The organism is Herpetosiphonaceae bacterium (genome assembly GCA_036374795.1).
In the GTDB taxonomy this organism is placed as follows: Bacteria; Chloroflexota; Chloroflexia; order Chloroflexales; family Kallotenuaceae; genus LB3-1.
Map to the genome: position 1 here is coordinate 1 of DASUTC010000126.1, position 18,416 is coordinate 18,416.

At 63.4% G+C, this 18,416-nt stretch carries 15 protein-coding genes; all 15 read left to right on the forward strand.

The window, feature by feature from the left end; all coding sequences use genetic code 11:
* Positions 1-461 (forward strand): sulfotransferase (locus VFZ66_08905; GenBank protein ID HEX6289296.1); only part of this gene is annotated, 461 nt, incomplete at its 5' end.
* 53 nt (positions 462-514) lie between these two features.
* Complete coding sequence (locus tag VFZ66_08910; GenBank protein ID HEX6289297.1) at positions 515-1,909, forward strand: SdiA-regulated domain-containing protein; 1,395 nt, start codon at positions 515-517, stop codon at positions 1,907-1,909.
* A 15-nt stretch (positions 1,910-1,924) separates the two neighbouring features.
* Complete coding sequence (locus VFZ66_08915) at positions 1,925-3,214, forward strand: glycosyltransferase (protein HEX6289298.1); 1,290 nt, start codon at positions 1,925-1,927, stop codon at positions 3,212-3,214.
* The gene (locus VFZ66_08920) at positions 3,204-4,550 is read left to right on the forward strand and encodes a glycosyltransferase (GenBank protein HEX6289299.1); all 1,347 of its coding nucleotides are present in this window, start codon (positions 3,204-3,206) and stop codon (positions 4,548-4,550) included. The genes VFZ66_08915 and VFZ66_08920 overlap by 11 nt, the downstream gene beginning before the upstream one ends.
* A 10-nt stretch (positions 4,551-4,560) precedes the next feature.
* Positions 4,561-5,574 (forward strand): glycosyltransferase, encoded by a 1,014-nt coding sequence (locus VFZ66_08925; GenBank protein HEX6289300.1) that lies wholly within the window; start codon positions 4,561-4,563, stop codon positions 5,572-5,574.
* 47 nt (positions 5,575-5,621) lie between these two features.
* Positions 5,622-6,941, forward strand: coding sequence for a UDP-glucose/GDP-mannose dehydrogenase family protein (locus tag VFZ66_08930; protein HEX6289301.1), 1,320 nt, complete (start codon positions 5,622-5,624; stop codon positions 6,939-6,941).
* Positions 6,942-6,997: 56 nt separating this feature from the next.
* Complete coding sequence (locus tag VFZ66_08935; GenBank protein HEX6289302.1) at positions 6,998-7,783, forward strand: DnaJ domain-containing protein; 786 nt, start codon at positions 6,998-7,000, stop codon at positions 7,781-7,783.
* Positions 7,784-7,801: 18 nt separating this feature from the next.
* Entirely contained in the window at positions 7,802-9,010 is a 1,209-nt protein-coding gene (locus VFZ66_08940) for a glycosyltransferase family 4 protein (GenBank protein HEX6289303.1), read from the forward strand.
* Between the two features lie 93 nt (positions 9,011-9,103).
* Positions 9,104-11,083, forward strand: a complete 1,980-nt coding sequence (locus tag VFZ66_08945) for a beta-galactosidase (GenBank protein ID HEX6289304.1) — start codon at positions 9,104-9,106, stop codon at positions 11,081-11,083.
* Positions 11,084-11,307: 224 nt separating this feature from the next.
* Positions 11,308-12,282 (forward strand): 3'(2'),5'-bisphosphate nucleotidase, encoded by a 975-nt coding sequence (locus tag VFZ66_08950; protein ID HEX6289305.1) that lies wholly within the window; start codon positions 11,308-11,310, stop codon positions 12,280-12,282.
* Positions 12,283-12,487: 205 nt separating this feature from the next.
* Complete coding sequence (locus VFZ66_08955; protein HEX6289306.1) at positions 12,488-13,894, forward strand: sugar ABC transporter substrate-binding protein; 1,407 nt, start codon at positions 12,488-12,490, stop codon at positions 13,892-13,894.
* Positions 13,895-13,962: 68 nt separating this feature from the next.
* Positions 13,963-14,964, forward strand: a complete 1,002-nt coding sequence (locus tag VFZ66_08960; GenBank protein HEX6289307.1) for a sugar ABC transporter permease — start codon at positions 13,963-13,965, stop codon at positions 14,962-14,964.
* A 3-nt stretch (positions 14,965-14,967) separates the two neighbouring features.
* The gene (locus VFZ66_08965) at positions 14,968-15,828 is read left to right on the forward strand and encodes a carbohydrate ABC transporter permease (protein HEX6289308.1); all 861 of its coding nucleotides are present in this window, start codon (positions 14,968-14,970) and stop codon (positions 15,826-15,828) included.
* Between the two features lie 95 nt (positions 15,829-15,923).
* Positions 15,924-17,630 carry a CRTAC1 family protein gene (locus VFZ66_08970; protein ID HEX6289309.1) on the forward strand — a complete coding sequence of 569 codons (1,707 nt, stop codon included), beginning with the start codon at positions 15,924-15,926 and terminating at the stop codon, positions 17,628-17,630.
* A gap of 16 nt (positions 17,631-17,646) precedes the next feature.
* A partial coding sequence (locus tag VFZ66_08975; protein ID HEX6289310.1) for a hypothetical protein occupies positions 17,647-18,416 on the forward strand: 770 nt, incomplete at its 3' end.

An 18,416-nucleotide genomic window follows, 5' to 3' on the forward strand; every position in this document is an offset into this window, starting at 1 on the left:
ACCCCGACCGCTACCTGATCGTGCGCTACGAGACGCTGGTTGAGCAGCCAGAGGCCACGCTGCGCCAGGTCTGCGCTTTTATCGGCGAGCCGTACACACCCGCGATGCTCACCATGGAGGGAGCGCCAGCGCACCGCAACCGGGGCGGCAACAGCTCGTATGGCACGCACACGCCCGGCCAGATCTCGACCACATCGATCGGCAAGTTCCGCAAGGTGCTATCGCCACGCGATCTCGCGTTCATGCAGGCGTATGTCGGTCGCCAGATGCGTGCCTACGGCTACGAGCTAGAGCCGCTACACCTATCACTCAGCGATCGGCTGATCTTCGCAAGCGTCGATTGGCCCTCGAACATGGCGCGCATTCTCGCCTGGCACGTTCTGGAAGCGTTCCGTAACCGCTGGGGGCGCGCGCCAGCACCCCACACGATCATTCCGGCAGCCAACCCGACCCGAGCCTAATCGTTATGCCGGATCAAATCACGGTAGTGACGTAGTTGGGAAAGAAGGATTGTATGCATAGCCATCGCCAACGTCCATCGGTCTGGTCGCTTCTTGTCGTGACCGCCATAGTTCTTGCGTCGGGCAGCGTCCGTTCGGCGGGAAGCGCGCCGCTCACGGTTCATGAAACAGCCACGTTGATCCGGGTCATCGACACCTCTCGCTGGTCGCCGCCAAGTCCCGATCCATCCGGTATCACCTACTGGGCTCAGCGCGATCACCTTGTCACCGTCGACGGCGAGGTCGAGGAGATGAACATCTGGGCCGGCGCAAACGTGTTCGAGTCGACGCGCGCGGGGAGCCTGGTCAGAACCTACAATACAACCAGTTGGAACAAAGAGCCGGTGGGCATCGACATCGATATTGCCGCGAATGGTCACTGGTTTGTCTCAAACGACAGCCAGCAGACGATCTTTGACATCGATCTTGGAGCGGACGGCGAGTTCGGAACGCCGGACGATCGGCGGCGGCCTTTTCTGACCTCAGGCTTCGGCAACGGCGATCCCGAAGGTCTGTCGTTAGGCGCGGGCAAGCTCTATACCGTCGACGGTGCAGGGTCGCAGATCTACATCACCTCGGACGGCGGCAATGGCATCTTCGAGGCGAGCGACCCGACGACCTCGTTCGACACGGGAGTGCTCGGCATTGCCGACCCGGAGGGCATTGATTATGACCCGCGCACCGGCAACCTCTGGATCATCGATCGGCGCAACGATAGCCTCAGCGAGGTGACAACCTCAGGCCGTCTGATCCAGAGTATCGACCTGGCTGCGCTCGTCGGAGCGACCAACCCGGCGGACGTGACGCTCGCGCCGGGCAGCAACAACAGCGCCGAGCAGCACCTCTACATTGTCGAGCGCGGCGTCGATAACAATGTCGACCCCAACGAGAACGACGGCAAAATCTACGAGATTTCGATCACAGCAGCGCCGCCGCCACCGCCGCCGGGTGCTAACCTCCTGCTCAATCCCGGCTTTGAGCTGGACGCCAACAACGACGGCAAGCCCGACAATTGGAGCACCCACAGCCAGTTTACGCGCAGCGCGTCGGCGGCGCATAGCGGCAGCTACTCCGGGCGCTTCTTCGCCGCCGATAACTCCGGCGCGACGATCAAGCAGGCGATCAACAATATCTTCGCTGGCACAACCTACAACCTCGGCGGCTGGGTCAATATTCCGCCTACCGGCGATACGTTTAGCTTCAGGCTCAAGGTGAGATGGCGCGACGCCAGCAACAACGCGCTGCGCACCGACACGCTTCAGAGCTTCACCGGCAGCACTGGCGGCGCGTGGACCCAGGTGGCACGCAGCGCGACCTCGCCAGCCGGAACGGTGCGCGCTGAGGTGCTGCTCGTCACCAGCAATCTGAACGCGACGATCTACGTCGACGATTTCGGGTTTAACCAGTAGCACAAGGAGCTGATCGTGGAGCAGGGCCGATTGACCGCGATGCATATCATCAGCAACCTCGATACCGGGGGCGCGCAGGAGGTGGTGCGCACGCTGGCAGCCTATCTGCCAGCGGCGGGCTGCCGCGTCGTGGTCTGCACCTTCAAGGACGGCCCGCTCCGCGAGTCGATCGAGCACCTGGGCGTGCCCGTCGCGGTGCTGCCCCGCCGCCGCGCCAGCATCCTGAACCTGCCGCGCTTCATCCTCGATATGCTGCGCATCCGGCGGGCGCTGGCCGGGCTGGTCGCCGAGTATAACGTCGAGATCATCCAGACCCATCTGCTCAGAGTGCTGGATTTTCTGGTGCTGAGCTTACGCTTTCGCAACGATCGGCTCCAGGTCTTCTGGACGATTCATAACTACAACTTTGCCCTGCGCCCCGATCAGCTTGCGCGTCACCGCTGGCTGCTCCGGCCCAAGCGCGCGATCTATCGCCTGCTCTACCGCATCGGCGCGCGCTGGGTCGGCGGCTTTATCGCCGTCTCAGGCCAGGTGCCAGCCGCGATCGTCGAGACGATCGGGCCGGTTCACGACAAAATCGCCGTGATCCGCAACGGCGTCGACGTTCAGCGCTACCGGCGCTCCGTCGATCGTGGGGCGCTCCGTTGCCGGCTAGGATTGCCCGACGCTGCCCGCCTGCTGATCGTGGTCGGGACGCTGAAGGCCCAGAAAGGCCACCGCTACCTGCTCGACGCGGCGACCGAGGCTGTGGCCCAGCAGCCCGATCTGCATATCCTGGTTGTCGGCGATGGCGAGCTACGCGCCGCCCTTGAGCAGCAGACGCGCGACTCAGGTCTTGAGGGGCATGTGCATTTCCTGGGCAATCGTGACGATGTGCCGGAGCTGCTGGCGGCCAGCGATTACTTCGTGCTGCCGTCGCTGTGGGAGGGCCTGCCGATGGCGCTGATCGAGGCGATGGCAAGCGGGCTGCCGGTGATCGCCACCGATGTCTCAGGCACGCGCGAGGTGATGCAGCCCGATGAGACGGGGCTGCTGGTCCCGCCCGGCGACGTGCGGCAGCTTCGCGCGGCGATCGGCCACCTGCTTGCCGATCCCGATCGGGCGCGCGCGATGGGCGAAGCCGCGCAGCGGCGGGTGATCGCGGCCTTCAGCGCGCAGCAGCAGGCACAGCAGCATCTTGCCCTGTACCTGCACGTGCGCGATCAGGCCAGGCAGCGGCGGTCGCGACGGCACACGCAGCCACAGTCGCAAGGGGCGCGCGCCGCCCAGTATGAGATAGTTGGGAGCGATAGCCATGAGCAGTAAGCAGCGATCGTCGTCTGAGGCAGCGGGATTACGGCTCACCTACATCATCGGGACGTATCCATCGCTGACGACGACGTTCATCGACCGCGAGATTATCGCGCTGCGAGCGGCAGGCGTCGATGTGCGCGTCGTCTCGATCCGCCGGACAACGGGAGTTCTTTCGGCGGAGCAGCAGGCGTTGCAGGAGGCCGTTACCTACCTGCTGCCGGTCGTCTGGGTGCGGCTACTTTTGAGTCATATGTACTTCAGCCTGCGGCACGCGAGGCGCTATTTCGCAACGCTGTGCTACCTCGCGTCGCGCACACATCCCACCGAACAAGCGCGCTGGATGACGCTCCTACATTTCGGCGAGGGCGTGTATGCCGCCTACCTTATACGGAATCACGCATGCGATGCTCTCCATGCCCACTTCGCCGAACGAGCGGCTACTGTGACCCTAGTGATGAGTCGCTTGCTGGGCAAGCCCTACTCGCTGTCGATCCATGCGGGTCCCGATATTTTCGTGCAACCGGTACTGGTCGGTGAAAAGATCGAGCATGCAGCCCATGTTGTCACCTGCACGCACGCCAACCAACGCCAGGTTGAGTCAATCGTCGGGCCAGAGCTTGGCCGCAAGATCATCTGCGTCCATCACGGTCTGGACCTAGAGCGGTACCAGGCGACGCCGGTCAATGCCATTCCTCAACCAGTGATTGTGTCGGTCGGGCAGCTAGCTGAGCGCAAGGGCTTTGCCGTTCTTATCGCGGCCTGTCGTCTGCTCCGCGACCAGGGCTACACATTTGTCTGCCGCATTATCGGACAAGGTCCGCTGCATGGCACGTTGGCAACACAGATCCGGCAGCTTGGTCTGGAGGAAACCGTGCACTTGTGTGGCGCATTGCCGCATGAGGCAGTGATCGAAGAGTACCGCTGCGCGACCGTCTTTGCGCTCGCCTGCCAGCGATCAACCGATGGCGACATGGACGGCTTACCCAATGTGCTGGCCGAGGCGATGTCGATGCAGCTACCTGTCGTATCATCCGCCATTTCGGCCATTCCCGAACTTGTCGAGCACGAAGTCAGTGGATTGCTCGTACCGCCCCATGATCCGGCTGCACTAGCCGCAGCTCTGGGCCGCCTGCTGGATGATGCCTCCTTGAGGGATCGGTTGGGCAAACATGCTCGCCGGACCGTAACGGAGCGTTTTGATAGTAAGCGGAATGTGGCACGGCTGGCGGCACTCCTGTGGCCGGATTGGTTTCCATCACCGCCACAGCCCGCAAAGCAGATGTCAGTTCCGCCAGCGCCCGGCTACGTCGCGGAGTCGATGGAGTACGGGATGACCGCCGACCTGTAGGAGGGTACCCATGCTGCGGACCACCAACCAACGGACGTTTATTGCATGGGCGCCATACGGACGCCGGAGCGAGCTGCTAGCGCGGGAGCTGGGCGCAGACCTGTATTTTATTCATTATCTCAAGTTTAAGGTGCCGATCTATGCGCCACCGAAATATCTGCTGCAGGCTATGCGGACACTGCAACTCCTCCTTGCCGAACGCCCTCGTGTCGTATTTGCGCAGAGTCCGCCGTTTGTGTGCGGTCTGGTCGCGGATTGGTATTGCCGGCTATCTGGCGCGCATCTCGTGTTGGATCACCACTCGGACTCATTTGGACCGCGTTGGGCATGGGCGCTACCGATCCAGCAGCGACTAGTACAACATGCACTGGTCAACCTGGTCACAAATGATCACTGGGCAGGCGTCGTCGAGTCATGGGGAGGCGCTGCGCTGGTGTTGCCTGACCCATTTGTTGACTTGCCGCCCGGCGAGTCGTTTTCGACGGCGGCCACCTTTTCTATTGCGTACGTCAACACGTTCTCGGCAGACGAGCCCCTGGATGCGGTGTTGGTAGCTGCCAAGATGATACCAGAGGTACATTTCTATATCACTGGTAGCAAGCAGAAGGCCCCCAGGACGATCTCGGCAACGGCTTTGCCAAACGTCACCTTTACCGACTTCCTGCCGGATCCACAGTATTTCGGGCTGTTGCGAAGCGCACATGCGGTGATGGCCCTCACTACCCGCGACCATACGTTACAGAGTGGTGGGTGCGAAGCTGTATCGCTTGGCAAGCCGTTAATCACCTCGGATTGGCCGTACCTCCGTGAGCTGTTCGCGCAGGGCGCGCTGTTTGTGGCTAACACGCCTGAATCGATCGCTGAGGGCGTGCGTCGAATGCAGCAGGTCCACCGTGACTTGGAGCGTGACGTGATTGATTTCCGCCTACAGCGGCGTCAGGCGTGGGAGGCCCAATTCGCACGGCTCACAGCGCTTGTGGAGCGCTGTGAATATGGCATGGCCCTGCACACTCCTCTGCGTTGACGACAATCATGCCAACGCAACCATTCCCGCGATAGGGAGGATTGGCTATGACATCTATCAGTGTATTCGGATTGGGATATGTCGGTTCTGTCTCGGTGGCATGCCTCGCCGACAACGGATTTGACGTGATCGGCGTCGATGTCAATCGGACCAAGGTTGAGATGATCGAAGAGGGGATCAGCCCCGTCATCGAGGAGGGCCTCGGCGAGCTGCTGCGCAAGGGCGTGGTCGATGGGCGCATTCGCGCGACCACCGATGTCACCCAGGCGGTCCATCAGAGCGATCTCTCGTTTATCTGCGTGGGCACGCCCAGCAATCCCAACGGCAGCCTGAACCTGGAGTACGTCGAGCGCGTCAGCGAGCACATCGGCGCGGCGCTGGCAACCAAGCCCGGCTATCACACGATCGTCGTCCGCAGCACGATGCTGCCCGGCAGCACCGAGAGCGTGGTGATCCCGACGCTGGAGCGGGCATCGCGGAAGACCGCCGGGCAGGATTTCGGCGTGTGCTTCAACCCTGAGTTTTTGCGCGAGGGCAGCTCGATCAAAGACTTTTACGCGCCGCCCTTCACCGTGATCGGCAGCGACGACCAGCGCGTCGCGGCGACGGCAAGCCAGCTCTACGCGGCGATCACCGCGCCGCTGATCGTCGTGCCGTTCAAGGTTGCCGAGATGGTCAAGTATGTCAGCAATGCGTTTCACGCGCTGAAGGTGACATTCGCCAACGAGATCGGCAATCTCTGCAAGCAGCAGCAGATCGATAGCCATCAGGTCATGGATATAATCTGCATGGATACCAAGCTCAACCTGTCGCCATACTACCTCAAGCCCGGCTTTGCCTTCGGCGGCTCGTGCCTGCCCAAAGACCTGCGGGCGATCCTGTATGCCTGCCACCACTTCGACATCTACCCGCCGCTGCTGGGGTCGATCCTGCTGAGTAACCATCACCAGATCGATGTCGCCTACAACATGATCAAACAAACGGGCCGCAAACGGATCGGCGTGCTCGGCTTCAGCTTCAAAGCCGGAACCGACGACCTGCGCGAAAGTCCGATGGTCGAGCTGATCGAGCTATTGATCGGCAAAGGCTACCACGTGCGGGTCTACGACAGAAATGTCTCGCTCGCCAACCTGCACGGCGCGAATCGCGCCTATATCGAGCACGAGATTCCGCATATCGCCTCGATCATGAGCGACTCGCTTGAGACGATTCTGGAGAGCAGCGAGCTGATCGTGATCGGCAACAAAGCGCCCGAGTTCAGCACGGTGCTGCCCCGGCTGCGCGACGATCAGATGCTAATCGATCTGGTGCGCCTGGCCGACGGCAATCCAACCTCGAACGGTCACTACCAGGGGATCTGCTGGTAGCGCAGGGGAAGGTTGGGGACTCGCCCCAAACCCCGGCCTATCGGCGGATGAAGGCCATGAATCAGGAAGATTACTACAAAATCTTGCAGGTCGATCCTGCTGCGGAGCCTGAGGTGATCGCGGCGGCCTACCGGCGGCTGGCGCAGAAGTATCATCCCGACGCGCAAGCTGTGCCGTTCGCAGACCGCCGCATGCAGGAGCTAAACCAAGCCTACGACGTGCTCAGCCATCCCGACAAGCGCGCGCACTACGACCGCGCTCGATCAGCACGTCCGGCGCTCTCGCTCGTGCCAGCGCTGCCCGATCAGATCGTCGATCAGCAGGCCGCGCGCGCCGCACACCTGCCGCCTGCAGAGCAAGCGCCACGGCGCTGGAAGTCCGGGCGCTCCATCGCGGCGCTGATCGGGATCGCTGCTCTGCTTGCGATCGGCACGACCGCGTTTCTGCTCCGGCCAGCGCCAGAAGCGACGCCGCAGAGCAGCAGCATCGTCTGGGAGGGCGAGTGCGGCACGGCCACCGGCTACCTCTACGCCTGTCGCGTCAGGCTCAAGATCAGCCCGACTAATCGTGTGAGCGGCTCGATCAACTGGCGACTCAAGATCACGCCGCGTCCAGAGGAGCAGCTAGCGATCGGGCAGCAGGCGCGCGCCTCCGTCAGAGGCACCTTCGATCCAGACAGCCGCCGCATCACGATCGGCAGCCATACCCAGGACGACCCCTACGATCTGATCGACGCGAACGAGTACCGGCTGTCGCTTTCGGCGGACTGGCAGACCCTGAGCGGAGAAACCTACGACGACGGCCTGCCGCAGGGCACGTTGTCGGCTACGCGCAAAGATTAATGTGTTTGGAGGTACGAGATGCACAATCGCGCCGAGGCCCGCCAGCGCCGACATTGTATGGTTGTCCACGCCTACTACCCCGTGCGCGAGCCGCGCGTGGAGCGCGAAGTCAGCGCGCTGCTCAAGCACGGCTACGAGGTCGATGTGATCTGCCTGCGGCAGGACGGAGAGCCAGCCGTCGATACGCATAACGGTGTGCGCATCTTCCGCCTGCCGGTCAAGCGCCACCGGGGCAGCGGGGCTGCCGTTCAGCTCCTTGAGTATCTGGCCTTTTTCACGGCGGCGTTCGCCAGGCTGGCGCTGCTGCACCGTCGCCAGCGCTACGATGTGGTGCAGATCCATAACCTGCCAGACTTTCTGGTCTTTGCGGCGCTCGTGCCAAAATTAGCCGGGGCGCGGGTGATCCTCGATATTCATGACGTGATGCCTGAGTTTTATGCGTCGCGCTTCCGAAGCACGATGTCAAGCTGGCCGGTGCGCTGCGTGCGCTGGCAGGAGCAGCTCGCCTGTCGCTTCGCCGATCATGTGATTACCGTCACCGATCTGTGGCGCGAGACGCTGATCGAGCGCGGGCTGGATGCCGCAAAGGTTTCGGTGGTGATGAATGTCGCCGACGATCGGATCTTTCATGCGGCTGCCGCCACGGCACAGCCGGAGCGCAGCCAGCGCGCGTTTCATGTCCTGTACCACGGCACGCTCACCGAGCGCTACGGCATCGATCTGGCGATCCGGGCGATCGACATTGTGCGCCGCAGCCTCCCTGATGTCTACCTGACGATCCACGGCGTTGGGGAGTACCGCGAGGCGCTGGTACAGCTTACCGATGAGCTTGGGCTGCACGAGCATGTGCGATTTAGCACCCAGTTTGTGCCCACGCCGCAGATGCCGCAGTTGATCCGGCAGGCCGATGTGGGCATTGTGCCTTATCGCCAGGATGTCTTCACCGACGGCATTCTGCCAACCAAGCTGATGGAGTACGCCGCGCTGGGCGTGCCCGCCATCGCCGCGCGCACGTCGGCCATCGCCGCCTACTTTGATGACACGATGGTCCAGTTCTTCACGCCCGGCGATGTCGAGGATCTCGCGCGCTGCATCACGCTGCTCTACCACGACCGCCAGCGACTCGCGGCCTTTGTCCGGCACGCCGATCAGTTCAATCAGCGCTATAACTGGGCGACCGTCAGCGCGGGCTATGTCTCGCTCGTCGAGCAGCTGCACCGAGGATAGAACCAAGAACCGGATGCCCTCTGGGCCTGGTGCCCGGCATGGTACCCCGGCCCGGGGTGAGGGCCTGCAACGTGAAACGTGAAACGTGAAACGTTGAACTCGAAACTCAAAACCTGGAACGTTGAGCACAAGCGCTTCCGGTCGCTCTATCGCCTGCTGCTGCTTGGCGTGCTCGCGCTGGTCGCCTGCCAGCAGCCGCCCGCGACCGACTCGACGGGCAAGCAGGCCGCGCGCCGAACAGCTACCGCGCTGAAGCGCACAGCGACTGTGGTCACTCCTGAGGCGGCGGCTGCCACGCCCGCGCCGACGATGCCGGGCTTGAGCGCCACCGCCATGCCGGATAGCGCCACGCTGAGCAAGCCCGATTACACGGGCATCTGGGGCATTTGGGGCACCGGCGCCAGCAAGGCGGGCAGGCCGTGGTACAAAGGCCAGCTTGTCGCGGTGGGCTGGGATGAGATCGAGCCGGAGGATAACCAGTTCGACTGGACGGCGCTGGATACGCTGATCGAGCAGGTGGCGCAAAACGACCTCTACGTGATGGTCATGGTCTATACCGGGCGGAAAAATCCCGCATGGCTGTATCAGGCGGGCGTGCCGGAGGTGCGGAGCAACCTCAAGGGCGGCAGCAGCTATGCCTACTATCTGCACGATGCCAACGGCGACGGCGATGGCGACGATCCCGGCGAGTTTCGCTTCTACTTCAAGCGCATGATCCGCAGCGTCGCCCAGCATCTCAACCAGCTCAACACGACGCCTGGGCTTCCGAGCTATCATAAAATCATCGGCATTCAAGGCCCGATCGGCGGTTCAGGCGATCCGCATCCGTACACCAAGGCGGGCAGCACCACCGGCGAGGGCGATCCCTGGTTCGGCGAGGGAACGCCGTACGCGATCGAGCAGCCGGAGTGGCACGCCTACCAGCATGAGATGTTTCTGTTCTACTATCAGCAGTACGCTGCCTTCACCCCGCGCATCCATCTGCTCTTGAACACCGGCGACAGCCCGCCGATGCATGAGTGGGCGCTCGCCCACCTGCCCGGCGTATGGGTCAAATATGGCCGTCTTGGCGATCGGTATCAGAATAATCGCGAGTTCGGCGATCCGGATGCCAGCTCAGGAGCCTGGCTATGGCAGCCCGTGCGCGAGTTTCACAACGGCCTGGCCTATCGCTCGCGGTCGGAGATGGATCTAACCGACCAGGGCTGGTTTACCGAAGCGCCCGTATGGAACATGTACTGGACCAATCTTTGGGACCTGCACGCCGGGATGGACATGCATAACATTGTCAAAGCGGACCTGGAAAATCCGGCCTATGCCGAGGCGTTCGCGTTTTTCTCGAAGTATGCCGGGTACAAAGATCCGCGCGATAGCATCGGCGTCTGGATCGCGCTGCGCGACGGCCTGGATATGAGCGATACGGAGCGCTTTCCTGAGAACACCTATGGCGCCGAAGACCGCGGGCGGAATCGACGGCGCTACGCCCGCATCGCCGAGCAATTCGCGCCACACGGAGCGCGCCAGCCCGACCTCGAAGCGGGCAACAAGACAAGCTGGGAGGCGCTTAACGATGTCGGGTGGCGGATCTATCCGGGCAACTATCAGATGTGGCTGTACCAGCGCGATGCCGACGAAACCAGCCAGGGCCTCTGGCGCGTCGGACCGCTCGATCAGCCGTATGGCAGATTTGCCCGCCGCTTCGACGCCGCCAGCGACAGGCAGGCGATGTACTTCGACATCGACGATCGGTTTTTCTTCGAGCAGCCATTGAACGCCGCCTATCCGGTCGCCGTGCGCGTCGTCTATCTCGATCAGGGGAGCGGCACCTGGGCGCTGCGCTACGACGCGCGCGACGATCCCCAAAAAACCGCGCTCGTCGTCACCAAGACCAACTCCGGTCGCTGGCGGGAGCAGACGATCGTGCTGAGCGACGCCTACTTCGGCAATCGAGCGCCGCGACAATCGGACCTCGTGCTGGAGAATCCCGACGGCGAGGATGATACCTTTCACCTGATCGAAATTACCCGCGAGACGGGCTACCGCACCGGCTACTTTGGCGGCCTGCCACGCTAGCCGACGCTTCCTCAGCGCACATGTCGCGCCGCTCGTCGAGCCGATGTTACCCACCCCATGAATTGATCGAGAGCGCACCTGCGCGTATCATACGTGCGGAGCATCCGCGCCGCCCGGTCATGCCTGCCGCTGCTGTGTGGAGAATAAAGGAACAAGGAGCAGGAGAACAAACTCGAAACTTGAAACGTTGAACGTTGAACTCGAAACCTAGAAGGAAATCTATCATGCCAACAGAACGCGAAGTAGGACTTAACGCCGTACGCTCGGCTGCCCGTGTGTGCGAGGCGGTTCGGGCAGTGATGGTCAACGGGGCGGAGGCGGACAAGCTCGACAAACAAGATCGCAGCCCGGTGACAGTCGCCGACTTTGGCGCGCAGGCGGTGGTCTGCCGCCTGATCGACGAGTCGTTTCCCAGCGATACGATCGTCGCAGAGGAAGATAGCGCGCTGCTGCGAGATGCCGCTCACGCCCAGGTGTTGGCCGCCGTCGAGCGCTTCGTGCGGGCCGAGGTCGGAGCGGCGGATGAGGCCGCGATCGTGCGCTGGATCGACCGGGGCAATGGCGAGCCGGGGGGGCGCTTCTGGGTGCTCGATCCGATCGACGGGACCAAAGGCTTTTTGCGCCAGGATCAGTACGCCATCGCCCTGGCGCTGATCGAGCACGGGCAGGTGACATGGGGCTTTCTGGCATGTCCGGCCCTGTCGCGCGCCGACGGCACCGGCGCGATCTTCGTCGCGCAGCGCAGCGCGGGAGCCGAGTGCTACACGCTGGAGGGGGTCAGCCTTGGCCGCGTGCGAGTCAGCGATGTAGCCAGCCCGGAGCAGGCGCGTCTCGCCGAGAGCGTCGAGTCGGGCCATACCAATCGCGGGCTGTCGGCGCAGCTTCAGGCGGCGCTCGGCATCAGGGCACAGCCGGTGCGAATGGATAGCCAGGCCAAATACGCGGCGGTCGCGGCGGGCCAGGCCGAGATCTACCTGCGCTCGCCCAATCCGCGCACGCCTGAGTACCGCGAGTGTATCTGGGACCACGCGGCGGGCTGGCTGATCGTCGAGGAGGCGGGCGGCAGAGTGACCGATGTCTACGGACAGCCGCTCGACTGGACGCGGGGCCGTCGTCTGGAGCGCAACATCGGCGTGATCGCCACCAACGGCCAGCTCCACGAGACAATCCTGGGAGCGCTCGCGCCGATGCTGCCGTAACGTAGAGCACAGCACCAGGAGCCGGGGGACGGAGAGCCGGGGCTTAAATTCCTTGTTCTCTTGTTCCCCTGTTCCTGTGTTTCCCTGTTCCCGCGACCCTGATCCCCGGTCTTGGAACTCGAAGCATGCTTAATGTTGCATTCACCTTTCTATCCGTGCTACGATTTGCGCGACAGAGATATTACAAACGAAGGAGTCGCGACAGATGTACATCACCCGACGAATGCAAGCACTGGTCGTGCTGGTTCTGCTCAGCGTGCTGACCGCGTGCGGTTCCGGCGGTGCTGGCGGCACCGGCGGCAACGCCACAGCCGAGCCCGCAGGCAGCGCAGCGCCCGGCGCGACCAGTGGCGCGGCCAGCGGCGGCACACAGGGCAGTGCCGCCCCGACCGGCGAGGCTGTAACGATCAAGTGGGGCTTCTGGGGCGAGCCCGGCGAGAAGGCGACCCACGAAAAAGTGGCTCAGGCGTTCATGCAAGAGCATCCTGAGATCAAGATCGAGATCTGGCATCAGCCCTGGGGCGACTACTTCACCAAGCTGCAAACGCTCTGGGCGGGCGGCGATAAGCAGGCGATCCCGGACGTGATGTTCCTCTTCCCCGTGCCGCGCTACGCCGCCGACGGCGTGCTGGAAAACCTCGATCCCTGGATTCAGAAGGATAACATCAAGGTCGATGACTACTGGCCCGCACTGCTGGAGTCGGTCAAGTACAACAACAGCATCTACGGCCTGCCCCGCGACATCGGCCTGGAGGTGCTCTACTACAACAAGCAGATCTTCGACGAGGCAGGCGTGGCCTATCCCACCGACACCTGGACCTGGGATGATCTCAAGGCCGCCGCCGAGAAGCTGACCGTCGTCGAGGGCGGCGGGCGCGTCAAGCGCTACGCCCTGGGTATGGAGGGCGGCAAGTACAGCCTGTGGCTCAACCAGAACAAGGCCAGCATCCTCGACGATATGCGCAATCCCTCAAAATGCACCATGGCCGATCCCAAAGCCGTCGAGGCGATTAAGCTCTTCTCGGAGATGATGAATCAGAACCAGGCCATGCGCGACGCCAATCTGAGCCAGGCGGGCGGCGACGCGGCGGTCTTCCAGAGCGGCCAGGTGGCGATGATCATCCAGAACGCCAGCCGCATCTCGGCCTTCAACGAGGCCGGGCTGAGCTACGATGTCGCGCCCGTGCCGTTTCCGAAGGACGGCCAGCGCGCGGCCAGCGCCGGCGGCGCGGCCTGGTCGATGAGCAGCAGCAGCGCGCACAAAGAGGCCGCCTGGACCTTCCTGAGCTGGCTTCAGAGCACCAACGGCGGCCAGCGGCTCTACACCGAGTCGGGGGAGATCTTCCCGGCGCTGCAATCCACTGCCAGATCGGAGGCGTTCTTGAAGTCGCAGCAGCCCCCGGCCAGCCGCCAGGCGTTCCTGACCGAGGGCGAGAACGCCCGCGTGGGCCGCTTCGGCTACTTCCCTGAGTGGGGCGAGCTTGAGGACTCGGTCATCAGCCCTGGCTTGCAGCGCATCTGGGCCGGCGAGGCCACGCCTGAGCAGGCATTGCCGGAGATCTGCGGACAGGTCGATAGCTTCCTCAAAGAGCGCGGCTATCCCAAGCAGTAGGCCGTTACGATGCGCCAGCAGAGCCAGGTGACGACTCTGCTGGCTCGATCGCTTTCGAGAGCGGAAACATGGCTTTGCAACCAAAATCCAAGCCGGTCGACTCGGCGCTTGCCACGGGGCGGCGCGGCTGGCTGTCGCGTCTGTGGCGCGGCTCCGGCGGCTGGCATCCGACGCAGCAGAACGAGGCGTATCTCTTTCTGCTGCCGAGCCTGGCGGGATTACTCGTCTTTACCGCGCTGCCGATCGTCGCCGCGCTGGCGCTGAGCCTGGTCCGCTGGAATCTGGTGGGAGCGCCCGTCTTTGTCGGCCCCGCCAACTACGTCGAGCTACTGACGCGCGACGACGCCTTTCGTAAGGCGTTCTGGAACACGCTCTACTTTGTGGTGACGATCGTGCCGCTCCAGCTTGCGATCGGCCTGGCGCTCGCCGTTGCGCTCAATCAGGCGCTCCGGGGCATTAAGATCTACCGCGTGATCTACTTCATGCCGGTCGTCACCAGTATTGTCGCCGCCGCGCTGGTCTTTCAATGGATGTTCAACCGCGACTTCGGGGTGCTCAGCGCGCTGATCTGGAAGCTCGGCGAGTGGACCGGCGGCGCGATCACGCCGCCCGACTGGCTCAATAGCACCGTCTGGGCTAAACCGGCGATCGTCCTGCTGACGCTCTGGAAAAATGTCGGCTTTACGTTGGTGATCTACCTGGCCGGGCTGCAAGCGGTGCCCCAAGAGCTGTATGACGCCGCCACAGTCGACGGCGCGAGCGGCTGGCAGCGCTTCCGCAATATCACGCTGCCGCTGATCAGCCCCACCACCTTCTTTCTGCTGGTGATCCAGATGATCGGCGCGTTCCAGCTCTTCAGCGAGCCGTTCGTCATGTCGCGAGGCCAGGGCGGTCCCGCGCAGGCGACGCTGACGCTGGTCTTTTATGTCTATCAGAATGCGTTCAGGTTCGGCAACATGGGCAAGGCCGCAGCCATCGCCTGGGTGCTGTTCGTGTTTATCTTTGTGTGTACGCTCGTGCAGAATCGGCTTCAGCGGCGCTGGGTCCACTACGAAGCGGGAGAGGTTTGAGCTATGAGCGCACCGTCACTTGCCAGCGCCGAGCCGCGCCCACCACTCCGACCGCTGCATCTGCTGCTGCATCTCGTGCTGATCTGCGGCAGCGTCGCGATGCTGCTGCCGTTCGTGTGGATGCTCAGCACGTCGCTGAAGACGCCGCCGCAGATCTTCACCTATCCGCCGGTCTGGATTCCCAATCCGATCGCCTGGGAGAACTACCGCACCACGGTTTCGGTGATGCCCTTCGGGCGGTTTTACCTCAACAGCCTGATCGTCGCCACCAGCATCACCGTGCTGCAACTGCTGACCTCGTCGCTGGCGGCGTTCGCCTTCGCGCGGCTGCGCTTCCGAGGCCGTAACGTGCTCTTTCTGCTCTACCTGGCGACGCTGATGATCCCGTTCCAGGTGACGATGCTGCCCAACTTCATTTTGATGCGCTACCTGAGCTGGTTCGACACCTATCAGGCGCTGATCTTGCCGCCCGCGTTCTCGGCCTTCAGCACCTTTTTGCTGCGACAATATTTCCTGGGCATTCCGCTCGACCTCGACGAGGCGGCGCGGATCGACGGCGCTTCGTCGTTCCGCATCTGGTGGCGGATCGTGCTGCCGCTGAGCGGGCCGGTGCTGGCGGCGCTGACGATCTTTGTTTTTCTCAACAACTGGAACGATTTTCTCTGGCCGCTGGTGATCACCGACTCGATCGAGATGCGGACGCTGCCGGTGGGCCTAAGCGTGCTGCAAGGCCAGCATAGCGTGCGCTGGAATCTGCTGATGGCCGGCTCGGTGATCGCGATGCTGCCTGTGCTCGTGGTCTATATCGTCGGGCAGAAGTGGTTCATCCAGGGCTTTACGATGTCCGGCCTTGGCGGGCGCTGAGGGTGATTGTTCGTTGATCCGTAAGGCGAGGCGCTGCCTCGTCGAGGGCAGCCCGGCGGGTCGCCCATACGATCCCGATTAAATTGTGCGACAACATGCAGAACAAAAACATAATCGCCATACCACGGCGCTGGCGCGTGGCAGCGCCGCTGCTGGCGCTGCTGCTGGCCGGCTGCACCGCGCTGCCGCGCGGACCCTCCGCCGCCCAGGCGCTCCCGGCGCTGCCCGCCGCACTTCAGCCGGTCGATGTTGAAGCGACCCCCCTGGCAGCGCCCGCGCAGCCGTGCGGCGATTCGTTCATCGCCCACGATCTCGATCACATCACGACGGTGCCCGGCGACAGGGTCGAGATGTTCGAGGCGAACGGCGCTGGCGTCGCGATCGGCGATCTCGATCGTGACGGCGCTCTGGATCTCGTTCTCGCCAATCATCACGATGCCAACACGATCTTGTGGAATGAGGGCGGCCTGCGCTTTCGCGCCGAGCGCATGGAGCATGGCGACTCACGGGCGGTCAACCTGGTCGATCTCGACGCCGACGGCTGGCTCGATATTGTTTTCACCCGCCGTGCCAGCGCGCCGAACTACTGGCGCAACAGCGGCAGCCGGGCGCAGCCGCGCTTCGTGCGCGAGGTGCTGCCCCGGATCTACAAGCCGGCCAACGCGATGAACTGGGCCGATCTCGACGGCGATACCGACCTCGATCTGGTCGCGGGCTCGTACGACGCGGGCATGCTCGCCGATCAGGGCAATAGCTATCTGCTGGGCAACGGCGCGGGCGTCTACTACTACGAGAACCAGAGCACGGCCTTCGCCGCAACCCGGCTGGCGGCCCAGTCGCAGGCGCTCGCCATCGCGCTGCCCGATCTGGACGCCGACGGCCAGCGCGATATTGTCGTCGGCAACGATTTCGCGGTCTACGATCAGTCCTGGCTGCGGCATGGAGCGGCCTGGAGCGCCACGCAGCCTTTCTCGACGACCAGCCACAGCACGATGAGCTTCGACCTGGGCGACGTCGACAACGACGGCAGCCAGGAGCTATTCTCGACCGACATGAAGCCCTACGCCCACGACGTGGCAACGCTGGCGACGTGGCGACCGCTGATGGCCGAGATGTGGGAGCCTCCGCTCAAGGGCGATCCGCAGATCATGGAAAATGTGCTTCAGGTGCGCGGCTCTGACGGCGCGTTCCGTAACGAGGCGTACCAGCGCGGCGTCGACGCCAGCGGCTGGAGCTGGTCGGGCAAGTTCGGCGATCTCGACAACGACGGCTGGCTGGATCTCTACGTCGTCAACGGCATGATCGAGGCCGAGATTTTCGACTACCTGCCCAATCACGAGCTGGTCGAGCAGAATCAGGTCTTTCATAACGACGGTGGCGGACGCTTCGTGCCGATGCCGCAGTGGGGCCTGGGATCGATCCGCAGCGGGCGCGGCATGAGCATGGCCGATCTCGACGGCGACGGCGATCTGGAAGTCGTGGTCAATAATCTGCGGAGCGCGGCTCAGCTCTTCGAGAACCGGCTCTGCGGCGGCTCCGGCTTCCAGGTCGATCTCTACTGGCCGCAGAGCAAGAATACTCGCGCGATCGGCGCGACGCTGGCGCTGCATACCTCGGCGGGCACGTTCCCCCGCGATGTGCGCGCCGCAAGCGGCTATCTCTCCGGCGATCCGGCGCGGATTCATTTCGGCGTTCCGGCGAACGCAACGCTGCTGCGGCTCGATATTCGCTGGCCCGACGGCGCTACCTCGGCGCTCGATCGACCAGTGCCGCGCGCGCTCCTGACGATTACACGCAACTGAACTGGGATGGTGACACATGGCGACACGCGAGAACGCGCTGAAGACACGAGCACTACCACGGCTGCCGGTGCTGGCGCTGCTCCATCCACGTGCCCAGACTCGCGCCGTGCTTGTGCTGCTGGCGCTCGGCCTGCTGGCGGCGCTGCTGGCAACCCGCCTCGCCGGAGTACCAACCTGGGTCGCTTCGGCGGGGGTGCTGGCGCTGCTGCTGGTGCCCGGCGTCCAAAAATGGCGCGGTGATCGCGAGCGCTACGGCAGCACGGTGATGGTGCTGAGCATCCTGCTGGCGGCGCAGGGATTTCATAGCATCGAGCATGCGGCGCAGTGGATTCAGTACCATGTGCTGCACTGGCCGCCGTTCGTCTCCAACGGCCTGATCTCCGCCGCCAACTCGGAGTGGATTCACTTCGTCTGGAACTGGGCGGTCGTCGCCGCCGTGCTCTTGCTCGTGCGTGGCGGCATGCGCAGCATCTGGGCCTGGCTGCTGCTGCTGTGGGCTACCGCGCACGCGCTGGAGCACGCCTATATGTTTGTGCGCTACCTTGGGCTGGCGCAGGAGCTTCAGCAGCTTGGCTTTCCGCAGTTGTCGGCGCAGGGCTTGCCCGGCGTGCTGGGCCGCGATGGCTGGCTGGCACGCAGCGCGGCCATACAGGGCACGTTTCTGTGTCGCCTGCCCGGCCTGACTACCGCGCCACGCATCGATGTGCATTTCTGGTGGAACAGCGGCGAGATCATCCTGCTGCTGCTGGCGGCGCATCGGTTTTTGCTTGCGCGCCTGCCGCTCGA